The sequence below is a fragment of the Duganella lactea genome (genome assembly GCF_009857505.1).
GTDB classification, from domain to species: Bacteria; Pseudomonadota; Gammaproteobacteria; order Burkholderiales; family Burkholderiaceae_D; genus Rugamonas; species Rugamonas lactea.
Genome location: NZ_WWCP01000030.1, coordinates 34,140 through 51,915, shown reverse-complemented (window position 1 = coordinate 51,915; position 17,776 = coordinate 34,140). Strand labels below are relative to the sequence as shown.

15 protein-coding genes are annotated in these 17,776 nt (G+C 63.8%); 5 read left to right on the top strand and 10 right to left on the bottom strand.

Annotated elements, in window-relative coordinates; translation table 11 throughout:
- Positions 1–10 precede the first annotated feature (10 nt).
- Positions 11–916: an alpha/beta hydrolase gene (locus GTP44_RS20390; RefSeq protein ID WP_229256999.1), complete on the top strand. Its 906-nt coding sequence runs from the start codon at positions 11–13 to the stop codon at positions 914–916.
- Here the strand turns inward: GTP44_RS20390 and GTP44_RS20385 are convergent.
- Genes GTP44_RS20385 through GTP44_RS20375 form a run of 3 tightly spaced genes read right to left on the bottom strand, consistent with a single transcriptional unit; the run spans position 904 to position 4,611 of the window.
- The gene (locus tag GTP44_RS20385; protein ID WP_160990458.1) at positions 904–1,224 is read right to left on the bottom strand and encodes an L-rhamnose mutarotase; all 321 of its coding nucleotides are present in this window, start codon (positions 1,222–1,224) and stop codon (positions 904–906) included. The two genes, GTP44_RS20390 and GTP44_RS20385, sit on opposite strands and share 13 nt — an antisense overlap.
- On the bottom strand, positions 1,221–2,516 hold the full coding sequence (gene rhaI, locus GTP44_RS20380) for an L-rhamnose catabolism isomerase (protein WP_371867282.1): 1,296 nt from the start codon (positions 2,514–2,516) through the stop codon (positions 1,221–1,223). The genes GTP44_RS20385 and rhaI overlap by 4 nt, the downstream gene beginning before the upstream one ends.
- 16 nt (positions 2,517–2,532) lie before the next feature.
- Positions 2,533–4,611, bottom strand: a complete 2,079-nt coding sequence (locus GTP44_RS20375) for a bifunctional rhamnulose-1-phosphate aldolase/short-chain dehydrogenase (RefSeq protein WP_161020846.1) — start codon at positions 4,609–4,611, stop codon at positions 2,533–2,535.
- 271 nt (positions 4,612–4,882) lie between these two features.
- Between GTP44_RS20375 and GTP44_RS20370 the strand changes: the two genes are divergently transcribed.
- Genes GTP44_RS20370 through GTP44_RS20355 form a run of 4 tightly spaced genes read left to right on the top strand, consistent with a single transcriptional unit; the run spans position 4,883 to position 9,504 of the window.
- Positions 4,883–5,752, top strand: coding sequence for a DeoR/GlpR family DNA-binding transcription regulator (locus GTP44_RS20370; RefSeq protein ID WP_160990461.1), 870 nt, complete (start codon positions 4,883–4,885; stop codon positions 5,750–5,752).
- A 17-nt stretch (positions 5,753–5,769) separates the two neighbouring features.
- Positions 5,770–6,756 carry a rhamnose ABC transporter substrate-binding protein gene (rhaS, locus tag GTP44_RS20365; RefSeq protein WP_229256998.1) on the top strand — a complete coding sequence of 329 codons (987 nt, stop codon included), beginning with the start codon at positions 5,770–5,772 and terminating at the stop codon, positions 6,754–6,756.
- 12 nt (positions 6,757–6,768) lie between these two features.
- Positions 6,769–7,824: an ABC transporter permease gene (locus tag GTP44_RS20360; protein ID WP_161020844.1), complete on the top strand. Its 1,056-nt coding sequence runs from the start codon at positions 6,769–6,771 to the stop codon at positions 7,822–7,824.
- A 9-nt stretch (positions 7,825–7,833) separates the two neighbouring features.
- Positions 7,834–9,504, top strand: coding sequence for an FAD-dependent oxidoreductase (locus GTP44_RS20355; RefSeq protein ID WP_161020843.1), 1,671 nt, complete (start codon positions 7,834–7,836; stop codon positions 9,502–9,504).
- Here the strand turns inward: GTP44_RS20355 and GTP44_RS20350 are convergent.
- From GTP44_RS20350 to GTP44_RS20320, 7 genes are all read right to left on the bottom strand, one after another.
- Positions 9,491–9,778, bottom strand: a complete 288-nt coding sequence (locus GTP44_RS20350) for an RNA-binding protein (RefSeq protein ID WP_160990464.1) — start codon at positions 9,776–9,778, stop codon at positions 9,491–9,493. The two genes, GTP44_RS20355 and GTP44_RS20350, sit on opposite strands and share 14 nt — an antisense overlap.
- Before the next feature lie 12 nt (positions 9,779–9,790).
- Positions 9,791–10,567, bottom strand: a complete 777-nt coding sequence (gene fabI / locus GTP44_RS20345; RefSeq protein WP_161020842.1) for an enoyl-ACP reductase FabI — start codon at positions 10,565–10,567, stop codon at positions 9,791–9,793.
- Positions 10,564–11,757, bottom strand: coding sequence for an acetate/propionate family kinase (locus tag GTP44_RS20340; protein ID WP_161020841.1), 1,194 nt, complete (start codon positions 11,755–11,757; stop codon positions 10,564–10,566). The genes fabI and GTP44_RS20340 overlap by 4 nt, the downstream gene beginning before the upstream one ends.
- Positions 11,758–11,761: 4 nt before the next feature.
- Entirely contained in the window at positions 11,762–12,703 is a 942-nt protein-coding gene (locus GTP44_RS20335) for a phosphate acetyltransferase (protein WP_161020840.1), read from the bottom strand.
- Positions 12,704–12,823: 120 nt separating this feature from the next.
- Positions 12,824–14,197, bottom strand: coding sequence for a DUF2799 domain-containing protein (locus GTP44_RS20330; RefSeq protein WP_161020839.1), 1,374 nt, complete (start codon positions 14,195–14,197; stop codon positions 12,824–12,826).
- 40 nt (positions 14,198–14,237) lie between these two features.
- Positions 14,238–16,022, bottom strand: coding sequence for a sensor domain-containing phosphodiesterase (locus GTP44_RS20325; protein ID WP_161020838.1), 1,785 nt, complete (start codon positions 16,020–16,022; stop codon positions 14,238–14,240).
- Between the two features lie 3 nt (positions 16,023–16,025).
- Complete coding sequence (locus GTP44_RS20320) at positions 16,026–17,675, bottom strand: methyl-accepting chemotaxis protein (protein WP_161020837.1); 1,650 nt, start codon at positions 17,673–17,675, stop codon at positions 16,026–16,028.
- Between the last annotated feature and the right edge of the window lie 101 nt (positions 17,676–17,776).

The window sequence follows — 17,776 nt, the reverse complement described above, 5'->3', positions numbered from 1 at the left end:
TATGAAAACAATGCTTCTTGTATTGATGCTCGGCGCCGCAGGCCTGGCCTCCGCCGCCGACAAGGTAATTCCACTGTGGCCGGAGGGCGTGCCGGGCAAGCGCGATATCGGCCCGGAACAAGTCGGCAACGGCTACACGTCCAACGTCAGCGAAGCCACGCTGACCATGGTGTCGCCGGCGGTCGATCATCCGAACGGCACGGCGGTCATCATCTGTCCCGGCGGCGGCTACGTACGCATGTCCACCGCGCGCGAGGGCGATCAGTATGCCAACTGGCTCGGCACCTTGGGCGTGACGGCGTTTGTGCTGAAGTATCGCATGCAGGAGTATGGACATCCAGCGCCATTGCAGGATGTGCTGCGCGCCGTGCGCACGCTGCGTTCGCGGGCGGCCGAATTTGGGATCCGCGCCGACCGCATTGGCGTCATGGGCAGTTCGGCCGGCGGCCATCTGGCGGCGAGCGCCGGTACACTTTTCGACAGCCCGCTCGGCCGCACCGGCGCCCCGCTGGACAGTGTCAGCGCGCGGCCGGACTTCATGATGCTGATGTACCCGGTGATCACCATGCAGGACCCGGTCGCCCACGCCGGCTCGCGCAAGGCGCTGCTGGGCGCAAACCCATCGGCCCAGGATCTGACGCTGATGTCGCTGGAAAAACAGGTCACGCCAGCCACGCCGCCCACGCTGCTGATCCACACGCAGGAAGATAACACGGTGCCGGTCGAGAACAGCATCCTGTTCTATCAGGCGCTGACCAAGGCCAAGGTGCCGACCGAGATGTATCTGTTCGAGCATGGCGGCCATGGCATGGGCATGCGCCAGGGGCTGGGCACGTCGTCGCTGTGGCCACGCCGCGCGGAAGAATGGCTGCGCGAGCGCGGCCTGCTGAGCGCCGCGCCGGCTCAAACGAAGTGAAACACCTGCTGCAGCGGCCACTCGCGGGGCCGGTTGCCCGGCTCCACGAGCATCAGTTCAGCCATGCTGTCCCACCAGCGTTGCATGATGGGCTTGGACGGCAGCTCGCCGATCTGGTTATCTGGCCGAAGCTTCAGCACGGCGAACAGCGACAGCGTTTCCTCGTCCAGAAAGATCGAATAGTCGTAGATGCCGGCGTCGCTCAGCGCCTGGCCGAGATCCGGCCACAGTTCGTCGTGACGCCGCTTGTACTCTGCCACCATGCCTGGCTTGAGCTGCATGCGGAAGGCGCGGATATCGGCGCTCATACGATGCCGCTCCCGCTGGCGCCCGCCTTGGCCGGACGCGCTTCCGCCACCCGCGAGCGATAGCCGCTGGCGCGATAGCAAGCCACCGGATCGATGGCGCCACCCGCACGCAAGCGCGCCATCGCCAGGATGGCGCTGACATCGGTGCGGAAGGCGTGCTTCAGCGCCTGCGCCGATTGCAGCGCATCGTTGGCTTCCTGGTGCTGGCGCAAGGCCGCGCGGTCCACAATCTGCGACTGCACAAAGGCGCGCTGCACTTCCACCGCGCTGTTGATCAGGCTTTCGATCGGGTCGGTGACGTTGTGCGACTGGTCCAGCATATAGGCCGGCTTGAAGGCCGCGCCCTCGCGCTCCGCCGCATCGGCCAGTTCGTTAAACACCAGGAACAGCTGGAACGGGTTGATCGAGCCGGAATCCAGATCATCGTCGCCGTACTTGCTGTCGTTGAAGTGGAAGCCACCCAGCTTGCCGAATTGCGCAAGGCGGGCGACGATCATCTCGATGTTGGTGTTCGGCGCGTGGTGCCCGAGATCGACCAGACAGCGCGCCTTGTCACCCAGCGTCTGGGCGCAGGCAAAGCTGGTGCCCCAGTCGGCAATCGTGGTGGCATAGAACGCCGGCTCAAACAGTTTATGTTCGATGAACACCAGCCAGTCCGCCGGCAGGGCCGCATAGATGCCGCGCATGCTGTCCAGGTAGCGCTCCAGTGCGCCGCGCAGATTATGCTGGCCAGGGAAGTTGGCGCCGTCACCCACCCACACCGTCAATGCCTTCGAGCCGAGCGCCTTGCCAAGTTCAATGCATTCGATATTGTGCGCCACCGCTTGCGCGCGCGTGGCGGCGTCGTTGGCGGTCAGGCTGCCGTATTTGTAGCTGTGCTCCTGGTCCGCCTGATCCTGGAAGGTGTTGGAGTTGACCGCGTCGAAATACAGGCCGTGACTTTCGGCCTGCTGGCGCAGCGCCGCCGGGTCGGTGGTTTTATCCCACGGGAAGTGCAGCGATACGCCCGGCGTGGCGCGCGTCAGTTGATGGATGACGGCGCAGTCGTCCAGTTTTTCAAATACATTGCGCGGTTCGCCCTTGCCGGGGAAGCGCGCAAAACGCGTGCCGCCGGTGCCGACGCCCCAGCTGGGCAAGGCGACGGCAAAGGTTTGCGCCAGCGCCGTCAGACGTTCGATATCCACGCCGCGACGGGCCAGCATGCCGCCCAGCGCCTCATAATCCGCATTCAGTCCGGCGCGCAGTTGTGCGTTGTGCTCGGCCACGCGGCCGCTGTCGATGATAGTGCTCACAGTATCCCCTTTGTTCTTATCGTGTAAATGCGCCGGCGTTGCCGGCATCGACGTTGAGGATGTTACCGGTGCTCTTGGCCGCTTTGTCGCTGGCCAGGAAGTACACCGCTTCCGCAATATCCTCCGGCAGCACGCTCAGCTTCAGCATGCTGCGCTGGCGATAAAATTCCTCGACGTCGTCGGCCTCGATTTTATTCGACTGCGCGCGTTCCTGCTTCCATTTGCCGTCCCAGATGCGCGAGCCGCGAATCACCGCGTCCGGATTGACCACGTTGACGCGGATGCCATGCGGCGCGCCCTCCAGCGCGATGCAGCGCGCCAGATGGATTTCCGCCGCCTTGGCGGTGCAGTAGGCCGACGCGCCGGCCGACGCCACCAGGCCGTTTTTGCTGGCGACGAACACCATCGAGCCCCCCAGTTTTTGCTGCTTCATGATGCGGAAGGCGGCGCGGCTGGCGAGGAAGTAGCCCTTCACCAGAATCTCCTGGTTGCGGTTCCATACTTCCAGCGTGGTGTCTTCCAGCGGCGCCGACGAGGCGATGCCGGCGTTCGAGATCAGCAGGTCGATGCCGCCGAAGTTCAGCGACGATGCTTTCAGGATATCGTCCACCGCGTCCTCGCCGGTGATGTTGGCGACCACGCTGGTGACGTTGTCCTTGCCGGCCACCTTGGCCAGATTCTTGTGCGCTTCCGCCAGCGCCTCCGAATCGATATCGGTCAGCAGCACGCAGGCGCCCTCTTGCAGCAACTGTTTCGCCACCGCCTGGCCGATGCCGCCGGCGCCACCGGTCACCAGCGCGATGCGGCCGGCCAGCGATTTCGGTTTCGGCATGCGTTGCAGCTTCGCTTCCTCCAGCAGCCAGTATTCGATGTCGAAGGCTTCCTGCTCCGGCAGACCGACATATTTGTCGACGCCATTCGCGCCGCGCATCACGTTGATGGCGTTGACATAGAACTCGCCGGCGATACGGGCGGTGGCCTTGTCCTTGGCGAAGGACAGCATGCCCACGCCGGGAATCAGGTAGATGATCGGGTTGGCGTCGCGTACCGCCGGGCTGTTATCGTGCTTGCAGCGTTCGTAATAGGCCACGTAATCGGCACGGTACTGCGCAAGCGCCTCGTCCAGACCCGCGACCAGCTTATCGAAATCCTGATCGTAATCGATGACGAACGGGCGGATTTTGGTGCGCAGGAAGTGGTCCGGGCAGGACGTGCCCAGCGCCGCCAACGGTTGCAGATCGCGGCTGCAAACAAATTCCAGCACCGCGTCGCTGTCGTTGAAGTAACCGAGCTTGTACTCGTCGCGGCTGATTTTCCCGCGCAGCAGCGGCATCAGCTTCGCCGCCATCGCCGCGCGCTCGTCGGCCGGCAGCGGTGCGCGCGCCTGGCCACCGAACACTGGCTGCTGGATGTTTGCCGCCAGCCACTCCTCCGCGCGCTGGATGACGGCCAGCGTGGTTTCGTAGCACGACTTGGCGGTGTCGCCCCAGGTGAACAGGCCATGGCCTTCAAGGATGATGCCCTTCAGGTCCGGCTGCGATTGCGACAGCGCTTCCAGCTTCAGGCCCAGGTCATAACCTGGACGCTGCCACGGCAGCCATCCCAGTTCGCCGCCGAAAATCGTCGCGGTCAGTGCCTGGCTGCTGGCGCAGGCGGCGATCGCGATGACCGAATCCGGATGCATATGATCGACATGCTTGCGCGCGATGTAGGCATGCAGCGGCGTGTCGATACTGGCGGCCCGTGGATTGAGGTTAAAGGTGCAATGTGGCAGATACGCCACCATTTCGTCTTCGTGTTCAAGGCCGCGATAACGGCCTTTGAGCGCCTGCAGCTTGTCCATGTACAGCGTCGAAAAGCCGTCGATCTTGATGCTGCCCAGATCACCGCCGGAGCCTTTCACCCACAGCACTTCCACCTGCTCGCCGCTGAGCGGATCTTCCATCATCACCTTGGCCGAGGTGTTGCCGCCGCCGAAATTGGTGATGCGCAGGTCGGAGCCGAGCAGGTTGGAACGGTATAACAGCAGCTCGGGCTCACTCATGCTGGCGGCCGCGCCATCGTCCCATAGAGAAGTGATCGGTGATTCTTTCATGCCTGGTCTCCGTATTGTGTTTTTACTCCGGCCAGTAGAAATCAGGCCGTGGGTGAGTGTCAATGCGGAACCAATCAACTTGATGACAAAGATCGAAATAATCATATGGATGATCAATGTCTGATCAAAAACCGCCACACGCCTCGAAACAATCACATATTTGATCGCTATGTGATTGACGTGCGTTTTGGAAGTGTTTAGCCTTTAACGTTAATAAAACAGGCACACCGCACTCACGGGCGGTCGTAGACCTAAATAAAAGGAGACTGAAATGGTAAATCACAAACGTCGCAAGCGTTTGCTGAAGCTGCTTGCCGAACATAATGCGGCCACCGTGCCGCAACTGGTCGACTGGCTGAACGCCTCGCCGGCTACGGTACGGCGCGACATCAGCTGGCTGGCGGCCCGCAGCCTGCTCACCCGGACGCGCGGCGGCGCCGCCAATCTGGAGCAGAAAAAACGCGGCTTCACCCTCACCAGCGAAACCTTCCAGCACAATATCCAGTGCCGCGCCGAGCACAAACGCGCCATCGCGCGCTACGCGGCCAGCATGTGCAACGAGGGTGAAACGATCATCATCAACGGCGGCACCACCACGTTCATGATGGCCGAATTCCTGACCGACCATCATCTCAAAATTCTCACCAATTCCTTCCTGATGGCCGAGCGTCTGCTGGTCTCCAGCGAGAACGAGATCATCGTCCCCGGCGGCAAGGTGTACCGCGAACAGAACGTCATTCTCAGCCCGTTCGACAACGACATCACCCAGCACCACTACGCCGCCAAGATGTTCATGAGCGTCTTCGGCCTGTCGCTGCTTGGCCTGATGGAGGCCGATCCGCTGCTGATCCAGGCGGAGAAACGGCTGATTTCACAGGCCGAGGAACTGATCGTGCTGGCCGACAGCTCCAAGTTCACCAAGAAGGCGGGCCTGATCCTGTGCGGCTTGAACCGCGTATCGACCGTCATCACCGACACCGACGCCTCGGATTCGGCGGTGCAACTTCTGGAACAATCGGGCGTGCGTGTGGTGACGGTGAGCCCGGAAGCGCTGCCGAAGCAGATGACGCCATCGGTATTCAATGCGCCTTATGGCTACGAGACGCTGGCGGGTATTTATCATCCGGAGGCGGCCCATTGAAGTTCAGGAAGATCGTATTGGCGGCCGTTGCCGCCGGTCTGCTTGCGGCCATCGCCGGCTGCAAGGAGAAAGCGCCTGATCACATCCGCATCGCGATGGTGGTGAAAAACCTGGGCAATGGCTTCTTCGACGCCGCGCATACCGGCGCGCTGGACGCCGCCAAGGAATTGAAAAATGTCGAGATTATCTACACCGGGCCGACCACGCCGAGCGCGGAAGGCCAGATCGAGATCGTCAATTCGCTGATCAGCCAGAAGGTCGATGCCATCATCATCTCGGCCAATGATCCCAACGCGCTGGTGCCGATCGCCAAGAAGGCCATGGTGCGCGGCATCAAGGTCGTGTCCTTCGACAGCGGCCTGGCCAAGGATGGCCGCATGATGCAGCTCAATCCCTCCAACGCCGACTTGATCGGCTTGAAGCAGATCCAGATGGCGTCCGACGCCATTGGCGGTCAAGGCGAAATCGCGATTCTCTCCGCCTCCGCGCAAGCCACCAACCAGAATATCTGGATCGGCGTGATGAAAAAAGTGCTGGAGCAGCCGGAGTTCAACAAGATGAAACTGGTCACGGTGGCTTATGGCGACGACCAGTCGGACAAGAGCTACCGAGAGGCCATCGGCCTGCTGCGCAGCTATCCGAATCTGAAGGCGATCATCTCACCGACCACCGTCGGCATCAACGCCGCCAGCAAAGCGGTGGTGGATGAACACCTGGTGGGCAAGGTCTTCGTCACCGGCCTTGGCTTGCCGTCCGAGATGGCGGGCCACGTCAAAAGCGGCGCGGTGCGCGAGTTCGCGATCTGGAATCCGATCGACCTGGGCTACGCGGCCACCTACGCGGCGTATGACTTTGTGAAGAAGCAGCCTGGCGCGCAAGCCGGCGGCAGCATCAGCGCCGGCCGCATGGGCAGCATCGCCATCGACGCCAATGGCGAAGCCGCGATGGCCCCGCCGTTCACCTACAACAAGGGGAATGTCGACCAATTCTCCAAGATCTTCTAAGCCGGGCATTCCATGACGACGATTTCCACCGACAAGCCGGCGGCCCATAGCTCGCGCTACGTCATCGCCGACCAGCCCCCCGGCGGGCTGCGCGCCGCGCTGGCCAGCCGCGAAGCGCTACTGGCGCTGTTGCTGCTGCTGGCCCTCTGCGCCAACGGCATGCTGCTGCCCCACTTCCTCGATCCGTACAACCTGGCCGACAGCACTTTCAACTTCAGCGAAAAGGCGCTGATCGCGCTGCCGATGGCATTGTTGATCATCTGCCGCGAAATCGACATCTCGGTTTCCGGTATCCTGGCGCTATCGTCTGTGGCCATGGGGCTGGCGCACGCCAACGGCATGCCGCCGGAAGCGCTGCTGCCGATCGCCATCGCCACCGGCATGCTGTGCGGCTGCCTGAACGGCATTCTGGTCACGCAGTTTGGGCTGCCCTCGATCGTCGTCACCATCGGCACCGTTTCGCTGTTCCGCGGCCTGGCCAGCGTGGTGCTGGGCGACCAGGCCTTCACCGGCTATCCGCAGACGATGGCCGAATGGGGCCAGGGCTACTTCTTCGATTTCATCCCACGCGAATTCATCGTGCTGCTGGTGTGCGCCGCATTGTTTGCCGGCGTGCTGCACGCCACGAGCTGGGGGCGCCGCATCTACGCCATCGGCAATAACCCGGTCGCCGCGCGCTTCTCCGGCATCCACGTCGAACGCTATCGCCTGATGCTGTTCATGCTGACCGGCGCCATGGCCGGCCTGGCCGGCTACCTGCTGACCGGCCGTATCGGCAGCACGCGTCCGAACATCGCCATGGGCTGGGAGCTGGAAATCATCACCATGGTGATTCTCGGTGGCGTCAGCATCGCCGGCGGCGCGGGGACCATTGCCGGTGTGCTGCTGGCCGTGCTGACGCTGGGCGCTGTCACCTACGGCCTGCAAATGGCGAATATCCCTGGCATCTACATGACCATCGTTATCGGCGTGCTGCTGCTGGCGACCATCGCCCTGCCACGGCTGCTGCGTGGTGCCGGCGCAAAGTCTTACTTTAGCCTCTGGCGGGAAAAGAAAAAACCGCGCTAGACTATGGCCATGGCCATCTACGACACCTTCAAAACCCGCAGCGCCCAGGCGCTTCCCAAGCTGACGGCTGCGGAAATCAAACGCGTCCAACGCTTCGGCAATCTGGTCTGCTATCGCGATGGCGAACGGCTGTACGAGGTGGGCAGCAGCAGCTTCGGCATGTTTGTGGTGCTGAAGGGGGCCATCCGGATCAGCCGCTATGATGGTTTGGGCAACACCTCGATCATCACGGAGCATGGTGTGGGCGAATTCGCCGGCGAAATCAGCCAGCTGGCAGGTGCCCCATCGCTGGTCAACGGCGACGCGGTGGGCGACGTCGAAGTGCTGGCACTCACCACCGAATCCCTGCGCGCACTGCTGATCGCCGAGGCGGAACTGGGCGAACGCATCGCCCGTGCTTTCATTCTGCGCCGCGTCGAACAGCTGAATAGCCATGACGGCGGCGTGGTGCTGGTGGCCACGCCCGGCCACGCGCGCATGCACGCGCTGCAGGGATGGCTGTCCAGTAACGGCCTGCCGCATCGCGTGCTGGACCCGCGCAGCGACGAACAGGCTCGCGCGCTGGTCGAGCGTTTCCAGCCGGAGGCCAACGACTGGCCGCTGGCGGTGTGCCCGGACGGCGGCGTGAAAAAGAACCCGAGCGTGGTGGACCTCGGCCGCTGCCTTGGCACGCTGCCGGAACTGACGCCGGACCATATCTGGGATGTGATCGTGGTCGGCGCGGGACCTGCCGGCCTGGCCACCGCCGTGTATGCGGCGTCGGAAGGCTTGTCGGTGCTGGTGCTGGAAACCCGCGCCTACGGCGGCCAGGCCGCGGCCAGCGCGCGCATCGAGAATTACCTCGGCTTCCCGACCGGGATTTCGGGCGCGGCGCTGGCCGGCCGGGCTTTCGTGCAGTCGCAGAAATTCGGCGTCAAGATGGCGATTCCGGCGCCGGCCGGACGCCTGCTGTGCGATACCTACCCGGTGCAAGTCGAAATGTGCGGCAGCCTCACGCGGCTGCAAGGCCGCACCGTCGTCTTGTCCTGTGGCGCGCGCTATCGCCGGCCATCGCTGGCCAATCTCAAGCAGTTTGAGGGCAAAGGCGTGTACTACTGGGCCTCGCCGCTGGAGGCAGGCCTGTGCCACAGCCAGGAAGTGATTCTGGTCGGCGGCGGCAATTCCGCCGGGCAGGCGGCCGTCTACCTGTCCGGCCACGCGGCCAAGGTGCACATCCTGATCCGCAAGGACAGCCTGGCGTCCACCATGTCCAGCTATCTGATCGAGCGCATCGCGGCCACGCCGAACATTGAACTGCACGTGGAGTCCGAAATCGTGGCGCTGGAGGGCTGCGACGAGGAAGGCTTGCAGCAGGTGCGCGTGCGCGACAATCGCAGCGGCGTGGAAAAGGACTACGACATCTGCCGCGTTTTCCTCTTCATCGGCGCGGACCCGAACACCGGCTGGCTGGACGACTGCGGCGTACAGGTGGACGACAAAGGCTTTATCCTCACCGGTTACGACATTCCAGGCGCCCCCGCCAGTGGACGCGGAGGCCTGGAAACCAGCGTTCCCGGCGTGTTTGCGATTGGTGACGTGCGCGCCCGCTCGACCAAGCGGGTGGCTGCGGCGGTGGGAGAAGGCGCCGCCGTGGTGTCGCAGATCCACGGCTTTCTGGCCAACCGCGCTAGCGCAAATTGATCCGGTGGTACGGCGCGATGTCGTGAAAGACATCCTCCTGATGCAACGGGATGTACAGGTGCAGCTTTTTACCGCGATGAAAAACACCGCGTAGCTGGTTGCACACGTTCCAGACCCGTTCATACGAATCCGCCACCTCGATCAGCGCCCAGGGATTATCGTCCATGCCCTGGCGGATCATGCTGACGTTCTTGACGTGGAAGTACATCGCGAGGTCTTCGGCAATACTGGCTTCACACGCATCTCCGTGCAGGCCGGATAGGATAACTTGCATGGGCCGCTCCTCTCAGGCGATGATATTCAGGCCGCCGTCAACGTAGACCGTGCTGCCGGTGAGCCGCTTTGCGTACGGCGATGCCAGATAGGCGCAGGTATTGCCGACATCGATGATGTCGACCAGCTCTCCCAGTGGCGCGCGTTGGATCGCCTCGCTCAAAAGATGATCGAAGTCCTTCAGGCCGGACGCCGCGCGGGTTTGCAGCGGGCCAGGAGAAATGGCATGCACGCGAATGTCGCGTGGTCCCAGTTCAAACGCCAGGTAGCGACAGCAGGCTTCCAGCGCCGCCTTCACCGGGCCCATGACGTTGTAATTGGGGACCACCTTGTCGGCACCGTGATAGCTCATGGCGAACATGCTGCCGCCGGTTTTCATCAGCGGCGCCGCCAGCTTCGCCATCCGCACGAACGAGTGGCAGGACACGTCCATCGCCTTCAGGAAGCCTTCGAGCGAGCATTCCAGCAGGCCGGCTTGCAGGTCTTCCTTGGGCGCGAAGGCGATGGAGTGGACCAGAATGTCCAGTTGTCCCTGAACCGCCAGCGTGTCGAACACCGCTTCCAGTTGGCCGGGCTGGGTGACGTCCAGCGGCAGCAGCTGGGCGTCGATCTGTTGCGCCAGCGGCGCCACATGCGGCAGCGCTTTCTCGTTCAGATACGTCAGCACCACCTCGGCGCCCAGTTTGCGGAAGGCCAGCGCGCAACCCCAGGCGATCGAGTGTTCATTCGCCACGCCGACCACCAGCGCGCGCTTGCCGGTCAGGATCGGATAGATGGTTTCCGTGCTCATGTGCCCTCCACCACGTCCAGCGCGTGGCGCGCGATCATCAACTCTTCGTTTGCCGGCACCACCCAGACCGCGACCTTGCTGTCCGCCTTGCTGATGCGGGCAATGCCGCGCGGGTTGGCCGCGTTGGCTTGCGCGTCGAGCTGCACGCCCAGCCAGGCCGCGTCGCGGCAGACGGCTGCGCGCAGGGCGACGCTGTTTTCACCGATGCCGCCCGAAAACACCAGCGCATCCAGACCGCCCAGCGCCGCCGCCAGCGAGCCCAGTTCACGGCCGATGCGGTACACCATCAGGTCGATGGCCTTTCTGGCGCGCGGATCGTCGCTCTGCTCCAGCGTGCGCATGTCCGACGAAATGCCGGAGACGCCCAACAGGCCAGATTGCTGATACATCAGCTTCTGCACCGCCGCCACGTCCATCCCCAGTTCCTGCATCAGGTACAGCACCACGCCGGGATCGAGCGCGCCGCAGCGGGTGCCCATCGGCAGGCCATCGACGGCGGTGAAGCCCATGGTGCTGGCGACGCTGCGACCGGCATCCATGGCGCACATGCTGGCGCCGTTGCCCAGGTGCGCCGCCACCACGCGGGCATGGGCAAGGCCAGGCTCCGCCCGCGGCAGCACACTGGCGATGTATTCGTATGACAGCCCGTGGAAACCGTAGCGGCGCACACCCAGCTCCGTGATATTCGACGGCAGCGCAAATTCCTGCGCCTCCACCGGCTGGCCGACGTGGAACGCGGTGTCGAAACAGCCGATCTGCGGCACATGCGGCGCCAACGCCATCACCGAGCGCACCGGCGCCAGATTGTGCGGCAGGTGCAACGGCGCAAGCGGCACCAGCTTTTCCAGTTCATCAACCAGCGCCGCGTCCAGGCGCTGCGGTCCGCTGTGGGCTACGCCGCCATGCACGATGCGGTGACCGACCGCGATCACGCGATGGCCATCCAGGTGACTCTGGGCGAAGTCGATCAGGAAGCGCATGCCGCCTTCGTGATCCAGCGGCGCGTCGCGCCAATGGTGTTCGCCGACCACGCCATCGCGCGCGTCCTGGGCGACGAAGTGCGCCACGCCGCTGTACAGGTTTTCGATTTTGCCGCGCATGGTGAGTTCCAACGCGGCGCCGCTATACATCGAGAATTTGATGCTCGATGAGCCGGCATTGATGACGATGACGCTGTCGTTATCCTGCATGCGTTCAGCCCCCGAAAATACGCGAACCAGTCAGTTTGCTGTGCGCCACCAGCACAGCCACCGCGCACGATGCCAACCTTGCCTGCACAGTATCGGCACGGCTGGTGAGGATCACCGGTACGCGCGCGCCGAGCACGATGCCGGCGGCGCTGGCGCCGGCCATGAAACTCAGGCTCTTGGCCAGCATGTTGCCCGCCTCCAGGTCCGGCGCCACCAGCACGTTGGCCTGCCCCGCCACCGGCGACACCAGATGCTTGATGGCGGCCGCTTGCGGGTCGATGGCGTTGTCCATGGCCAGCGGGCCATCGAGCAGCGCGCCGGTGATCTGGCCGCGGTCGGCCATCTTGCACAGGGCGGCGGCGTCGATGGTCGACGGCATCTTGGCGCTGACCGTCTCCACGGCGGCGAGGATCGCGACTTTGACCGGATTGAAACGCAGGATGTGCGCCAGGTCGATGGCGTTCTGCACGATGTCCACCTTGTCGGCCAGCGTCGGCACGATGTTGACGGCGGCGTCGGTGATAATCAGCGGTTCGGCGCGGTCCGGCACGTCCATCACGAAGCAGTGGCTCAGGCGGCGCGCGGTGCGCAGGCCGGTGGCGGTGGCCACCACGGCGCCCATCAGCTCATCGGTGTGCAGGCTGCCCTTCATCAGCGCGGTGGCCTGGCCTTCGTGCACCAGTTGCACCGCGCGGGCGGCCGAAGCGTGGCTATGTTCGGTATCGATAATCGGCAGCGCCGAGATATCCAGGCGCGCGGCGTCGGCTTCCTGGCGAATGCGCTCGCTCGGGCCGACCAGAATCGGCTTGATCAGGCCCATGCGCGCCGCATCCAGCACGCCTTCCAGCGAACTGCGGTCGCAAGGATGGGCCACGGCGACGGTGGCCGGGCCGGCATGACGCGCTGCAGCGATCAATCTGTCGTAGTGCGGGTGCGGTCTTTCCATGCGTATTCCTCTCTAAGATGGCATGGAAATGATAACAATCAGGTCAAATAAAGCAATCGCTATTTGTGCGTTGCATCAAGAAAGCTGTTATTACCTGTAAGCAAAATTTTTCCCGCGGACTTAATAGATTTCGCGGCGCAGGCGCTGCATCTGCTGGTCGTGACGATCGACCCAACGCCGCGCGTCTTCGAACTGCCGCTCCAGCCGCTGCACATAGTCGACCAACTCGCGCCGCTCCTGCTCGCGGCGGCGGTCCTGCTTCGCCGATTCCTCATTATTGGGGCGGTCTTTCGCGTCCCGCGCCACGCGCATTTCCCGCTCCAGTCGTCCCAATCGGCCGCGCGCATCGAGCACGCGGTTGGCGAGGTCATTCGCGGCGGTCACCGCGTCGCTGTGCTTGGCCGCCGCGATTTCGTAATCCTGACCACTCACATAGGCGTGCTTCAGTTGATTCTGCGCGACCGGCGCACACACTTCCACCGCCATGCCGATGTTGCCGCGCCCCCGTTCAAAGGCGTTGTCCGGTGTGCAGTAGCGCGCGTTCTCCTGGCGCCAGGCGTTGGTGTAGGCATCGCGCGTGGCCGGGATGACGAATACGCCGGCGCGGCTGGCGTTGGCCATGCGGTCCTCCAACTGATACGGGTGGCCGTAACCGTCTTCGGCGCCGGTCTGCCGCCAGTATTCGGTCAGCCGCGTTTCCCACGCTTGGCGGTATTCCTTCTCATGGATCTTCAGCCCTTTGGCCTTGGCTTCCCGGCCGCGCAACCCAAACTCCTTGCCGCTGGTGGCGTCCTTGGTGCCGAGGTTGCGCCAGTAGTTGACGATCTCCGCGTTCCACGCAGCGCGGTAGGACGCTTCCTGCACATCGACGCCGGCGCGGCGCGCGGCGGCGGCGCGGTTGCGGAATTCGTCGTCCGGCGTGCCGTTGCGGGCATCGGTGTAGCCGGCGTCCGACCAGAAGGTGCGGTTGCCGGCGCGCCAGCCGTCGGTGTAGGCGCTATCGTCGAAACGCAGTTGCGCGGCGGCGGCGTGGTCGCGGTTGATGTCCTTTTGCGTCAACGGCTTGCCCTCGGCGCCCTCTTTCTGGCCAAGATTTTGCCAGTAGCGGGAATTACCGGCGCTCCAGCCGGCATCGTAGGCGGCGCGGTTCAGCGGGGTTTTATGCTTGCGGATTTCTTCGCCGTTGGCGCGCAGGTCGAACTGCGACCGCGTGCCCTGCACGCCGTCGGCGCTGCCCAGCGCATGCCAGGCGTCCCAGTTGCCGTGCGCCCAGCCGGCGCTGTAGCGCGCTGCCGCGTCGGCGATGGCGGGTTGGTCGGCATGGTCGTCGCAGAAGTCCTTGCGTGTGGCGTAGTTGGCCGGCTCGCCCATCAAGCCATCTTTGTGGCCGATGGCGGTCCAGTCGCCGATCTTGCAGTAGGCGACGCGCTGCAGGTGGGACTGGCATCCGGCCAGCAGCAGTAACAGGGGTATCAGGCGTAGTGCGATTTTCATGGCCCGGATTATAATGCCGGATTGACAATCCAGGCCGGTTTTATGCGGTGATGGCGGCGTGACCGTCGCGGTAGCGGATCGCGTGTTCGAGGAAGGCAGCGGCGCTCAGCGGCTTGGCGAAATGGTAGCCCTGCGCGACGTCGCAGCCCCAGTCGCGTATCAGCGTTAGCGCCTGCGCCGTTTCGACGCCCTCCGCCACCACCTGATAATCCAGCTCGCGCGCAAGGGTGATCAGCGAGCGCACGATGCGCTGGTTGCGCGGATTGGCGTCCACATTGCGAATCAGCGATTGGTCCACCTTGACCACGCTGGCCGGCACCTTCTGCAGATAGGCGAAGTTGGAGTAGCCGGTGCCGAAATCGTCCAGCGCGAGGCTCATGCCCAGATCGCGGATGCCGTTCAGCGCGGCCAGGATGCCGGCGCCTTCCATCCACACGCCTTCGGTGCATTCGATTTCCACGTAGCGCGGATCGACACTGAACTCACGGCAGACCGCGGCCAGCCGCGCGACAATATCCGGCTCCTCGAAATTGTAGGCGGACAGGTTGATCGCCACCTTGACCGGATGGCCGGCGGCGTGCCATTCGGCCAACTGGCGCATGGCGGTGCGGATCACCCAGTGGCTCAGGGGCCCGATCAGCGCCGTCTTTTCGATCAGCGGAATGAATTCCGCCGGCGATACCGGTCCCAGTGTCGCGTGGTTCCAGCGCAGCAGCGCCTCGGCCGCCAGGCAGGCGCCGTTGCGCAGGTCATGCTTGGGCTGATACACCAGCTCAAACTGATCGTTGGCGATGGCGTGCCGCACATCGTTCAGCAGACGGAAGGCGCGCTGCTGCTTTTCATCCTCCGCATTGCTGTAGCAACTCCAGCGCTGCTGCCGGACCAGCGCCTGGTTGATCGCCGCAGCCGCTTTGCGCGGCGCATCCGTGGCCGCGCCGGGACACAGATCGAATTCCACGATGCCGCCAAAGCTGGCCAGGGCCATGGGAATACTCAAGCGATTCAACGGCGCCTGCAACTCGGCGTCAAGGCCATGCAGGTAGGCGATAAAGCCGGCGCAATCCTGATCCCGCGACAGAACAGCGAAGCGGGCGTCGGTCAGGTGATAGACCTGCGCCCTGCCCTCGAACAGCCGCAAAAGCCGCGCGCCCACTTCGCGCACCAGTTCATCGTAGACCAGCGCGCCCAGCACGCGGATGATTTCAAAGGCCTTGGCCGCATCCGGCATGGCGATATCGGCCAGCACGCGGCGTTCGCCGGGATAGTCGCGCGCGTGGTTGGTCAGGTCTTCGAACAGCTGATATTTGTTCGGCAGGCCGCTGACCGGGTCCACATGGCCGGCAGCGCGGCCCAGCGTGATGTGCGACATGACCAGCGACGCCAGGCTGGCCAGCTTGTCCATCTCGGCGGCGGTGAGCGTGCGCGGCGCGCTGTCGATCACGCACAGCGCGCCGATGGCGTAGCCGTCGCCGGTGATCAGCGGCGCGCCGGCGTAAAAGCGCACGGCCTGCACGCCGGTCACCATCGGATTGTCCGCAAAGCGTTCGTCGAGCAGCGTGTCCTCGATCATCAACACGCTGGCCTGCTGGATGGTGGTGTGGCAGAAGGTCTGGTCACGCCGCGTGGCCGTTGGACAGAGGCCGACGCTGGACTTGAGCCACTGGCGGTCGCTGTCCAACAGCGAGATGTAGGCGCCGGCCACGCCATACATGTCCATCACCAGCCTGGTGATGGCGTCGAAATACTCGCTGGCGTTGGTGTTGAGGATGCCGAACTGGTGGAGCGCTTCCAGCCGCTCCGGCTCAGACCTGTTCAGCAACATCATCCCCTACGCCTCCTCTGGTGCCGGCAGACGCGCGGCGCCGGCAGGGGCGGCGGGCGCCGGCCGCGCGTCCCAGCCGGCGCGCTGGAGCTTGAACACGCTGACCGTCTGATTCAGCTGGGCGGCCTGCTGCCGCAGCACCTCGACTTCACCGGCGGCGTTCTCCACCAGTGCCGCGTTTTGCTGCGTCACCTGGTCCATCTGCGAGATGGCGCGGTTGACTTCCTCGATTCCCTCGCTTTGCTCGTTGCTGGCCAGCGTGATGGCGCCGACCATGTCGCTCACCTGCTTCACGCTGTGCACGATGTCGCGCATGGTGCTGCCCGCGTGTTCCGCCAGTTCCGTGCCGGCGTGGATTTTGGACACCGAGTCGTCGATCAGCGTTTTCACCTCGCGCGCGGCGGTGGAGCTGCGCTGCGCCAGGTTGCGCACCTCGGTCGCCACCACCGCGAAGCCGCGTCCCTGCTCACCGGCGCGCGCCGCCTCCACCGCCGCGTTCAGCGCCAGAATGTTGGTCTGGAAGGCGATACCGTCGATGACACCGATGATCTCCTCGATCTTGCGCGACGAGGCGTCGATCAAATTCATGGTCTGCACCACCTCGCCGACGATTTCGCCGCCCTTGCTGGCGATGTCGGAGGCGTTTTGCGCCAGTCGGTTGGCGTCGCGCGCGCTGTCGGCGTTCTGTTTGACGGTGGAGGTCAGTTCCTCCATCGCCGAGGCGGTTTCCTCCAGCGAGCTGGCCTGGTCTTCGGTGCGGCTGGACAGATGCTGATTCTGCTCGGAGATCTGTTCGCTGATGCTGGTGACGGCGACGGACGCCTGGTGCACTTCGGTGACGGTGCTGCGCAGGTTGCGGCTCATTTTCAGCAGCACGGCCATGATGCTGGTCCGGTCCTGGTCACGCAGCGCCACCTCGTGATACAGCTCGCCGCGGTCGACCGCATTGGCCAGCGCCTTCACCTCGGCCGGTTCGGCGCCGAGGGCGCGCAGCAGGTAATGCGTGACGCGCCATGCCACCACCAGGCCGATGGCGATCGCCGCCGCCACGGCGAACAGGGCCAGCGACTGGAAGTTGTGCGCGCCCTGGCGTGCCAGTTCGGATTCGGCGCTGGTGAGTTTCTCCTCCTGGTCGATGAGGCCGTTGATATTGGCCAGCCATTGAACGAAGGCCGGTTTGGCCTGCCCCAGCATGATCTTGCGGGCGCCTTCGAGGTCGCCGCCATTGCGGGCGTCGATGATCTTCTTGATCAGCGGCGTGGTCTGGGTTTCGCTCTGTTTGATTTTGTTGAGCCACTCGCGTTCTTCCGGCGTGACCTTGACCTGGGCGTCGCTGAATAAAGCGTCCAGCGGCTTGGCCGAGCGCTGATAATCGGCGTCCAGCTTGTCGATCAGCGCGGTGACGCCGGCCATTTCGCTGTCACCGACCAGCGTAACGTCCCGCAGCGCGATCGCGCGGTCATGCACGCTGCCCCGGAAGTTGATGGCGTAGCGCTGCTTGACGTTATTGACTTCGCTGATGTGCTGCAAGCTGTTGTCGATGGCGTTGACCTTGAACACGCTCAGCACCGACAGTGCCAGCATCATGGCCAGGATAATGCCAAAGCCGATGCCCAGGCGGGCAGCGACGGTGATTTCGTTTTTGTTGGATTCCATGGCTTTGTTCCTTATCGCAATTTAAGTGCAATCATTGGAATAAGATAATAACAGTTTCCAGCAAATAATTTCCAGTGAGCAAGTTGATAACAATGCCGACG